Annotated in this window: 1 protein-coding gene and 1 pseudogene; both read right to left on the reverse strand. The window is 77.4% G+C overall.

What is annotated here, in order from left to right; genetic code table 11:
* A pseudogene (locus ACWEO5_RS38295) lies at nucleotides 1–991 on the reverse strand (hypothetical protein); the annotation flags it as partial.
* A 97-nt stretch (nucleotides 992–1088) separates the two neighbouring features.
* A partial coding sequence (locus tag ACWEO5_RS38300; RefSeq protein ID WP_452166679.1) for a DUF4132 domain-containing protein occupies nucleotides 1089–2693 on the reverse strand: 1605 nt, incomplete at its 5' end.

The following is a 2693-nucleotide window of genomic DNA, read 5'->3' on the forward strand; positions in this document are numbered from 1 at the left end:
AACTGGGGCTGCTGCGCCGGGAGACCGATCCGCTGGACCGGCGGGCCTCGCTGGTGTCGCTGACCGAGGAGGGCGAGCGGCGGTTCGCGGCGGCCAGCAGCGGCACGCAGCCGGTGCCCAGGCCGTCGGCCAGGGCGGCGATCAGCGCGGGGTCCCACTCGCCCGGAGCGACCCGGGCGTCCAGCCGCCGCACCTGCTCGGGGCGGTCGAGCGAGAGCAGCAGCAGCGAGCGCCGCAGTTCCGCCTCCGGGGCGCCGTGCGGCGGGAGTTCGCCCAGGCAGGCGTCCACCCAGCCCTCGGCCTCCGGGAACAGGAACGCCGTCAGCACCCGCCCCAGCTCGGTGCCCCGCTCCGCCTCCGCCGCCGCCCGGGCCTCCCGGTAGGTCCACCCGTCGGCCAGCGCCACCAACTGGCGGACCCGGTACAGCGCCCGGCACTGCCCCGGCCGGTTCGGGTACGGGGCGAACTCCCGCCACCGGGACCGGAGTTCGCCCGGCATGTGGGTGCCGTCGCCGTAGTCCACGCCGAAGGCCGCGACGGCGGCCCGGACGGCGAACGCCAGCCCGTGCCGGGCCGTCCACGCGCCGACCGGCTCGGTGTCCACCGGGTGCGGGACCCTGGCCCGGATTCCGGGCGGCTGGATCAGCGCGGCCAGGGCGCCCGCGCCGAGCGGATCGGCCGCACCGTCCAGGTACGCCCGGACGGCCCGGCACAGCCCCGGGTCGCTGCCGGGCGCGGCCAGCACCGCCGCGATCCGGTCCCGCACCAGCTGGATCCACTGCTCCTCGGAGTCGACCGCCCCCGCCCCCGGCCAGTCCACGTCCGGCACCAGGGTGCCGTTCCGGCGCGGCAGCACCTCCCAGCCGTTCCACGCATCCGGCAGGACGAAGCGGTCCTCGTCCGGCAGCACGCCCTCCCTGACCCGCGTCCCCTGCTGCACGACCCGCCCCTTCCGCCCCGCCCAACCGGTGGGCACCACTGCGGTGGCCACCGGCGCACCGTAGCGGGGCCCGCCGACAGTGCGGTGCGGGGTCGGGCGCGGGGCGGGGTCGGGCGCGGTTCGACCGGGGCGGTTCGGCCGGTACGGCTCACGCGGTGCCGGTCAACTCCGCGAGTTCGGCGAGGAGTTCGCTCGCGGTGGCGGCGTCCAGCTCGGCGAAGGGGCGGGAGTAGGCCGCCCACAGCCGGTACCGGCCCGGGTGGGTGCCCAGCCAGACCTCCCGCAGGGCCTGGTCGGGACCGGAGCTGCCCGGGTCGTTGTGCAGGCCCGGGGCGAGCGCGACGCTCAGCCGCAGGCCGCCCGGGAGGTGCCGGTAGGCGACCCGCCGGAACCCGTTCTGGCCCGGGTCGCTGACCGCCCAGCCGTTCCCGCGCCGGAGCAGGGCCCGCAGCGCCTCGGTCGGGGCGGTGCGCCCCTCGAACCGCTCCAGACGGTCCGCGGCCAGCTCGTCGGGCGTCAACGCGCCGATCGGGCGGCCGAGTTGCGGGAACGGCTGGATGATCAGGTAGTCGGTGAACAGCTCCGCCCAGGTGGCCAGGTCCGCGCCCAGCAGTGCCGGGTGGGCGAGCCGGACGACCGCGTCCGCGGGCAGTGCGAACGGCTCGTCGCGGACGTCGGCGAAGGTCCCGTCCTCGGCGATCCGGAAGGCGGTCCACCCGCCGGTCCACCCGCCGGTCCGGCTGCCGGCGTCCGCTCCACCGGCGTCCGGACCGCCGTTCTCCCCGGCCGTCCACAGCAGCCGGTGGGCGAGCTGCCGGAGCAGCGGGTGCACCAGGAACAGTGACTCGAACTCGGCTGCGCTCCAAGCGCGTTGGCCGGTCATCGCGTTCTCCAGCCGGGAGATCTGCTCGTCCCCGACGGCCCGCAGCTCCTTCTTCAGCACGCCGTAGCGCTTGCGGGCGGCGGGCGCCAGCTCCGGGTCGTCCTTGGCGGTGGGCGCGGGCACGGCCGCCCGGCGCTTGCCCGCCCCGTCCAGCAGGTACGGCCGCAGCTGCGGATCCAGGGCGACGGTGAACGCGCGCGGGCCGTAGTCGAGCCGGGTCGTCCCGTCCGGGTCCAGGCCGAGGTCGGGCACCAGGCGGTCGGCCAACTGGTCCGGCGTCAGGCCCAGTTCGAGAGCGACCTCGGCGATCTTCTCCCGGGCGCGGGCCCGGATCGCGTACTGGCGCACCCGCTGCGCGACGCCGTGCAGCTGCCCCAGTGCGGCGTCCGTGCCGATCGCCGCCAGCACGTCCAGGCCCTCGTTCGCCCACCGGGCGGCCTTCTGGTGCGGCCACCGGCACAGCACCGGGGCCAGCAGGCGCGCGGTGTCGTCGTCGCCGAAGTCGCCGAGCTGGGTCAGCGCCCAGCTCTCCTTGGCGGGCATCCCGGCCAGCCGCCAGTCCTGGAACACCGCCCGGCAGAACGCCGCCCACCCGCCGGGCGCGCACTCCCCGGCGACCTGCGCCAGCCCCGGGTACGGGGTGCCGGCCTTCGCCAATGCCATCATGGCCAGCACCCGCCGCACCGCCACCGGGGGCAGCACCGCCCCCGAACGCAGCACGAGCGGCGGCAGCAGCTCCGCCACCAGCCAGGACGGCGGCCGCGGCAGCCGGGCGGGCAGCGACTCCACCAGCGGATCGACGGCCAGCACCGCCGCGACGGCCGCCGCCGCCCGCTCCCCGTACCGCTCGGCGGCGGCCGCCGTCAGGGC

Source organism: Kitasatospora sp. NPDC004272 (genome assembly GCF_053603035.1).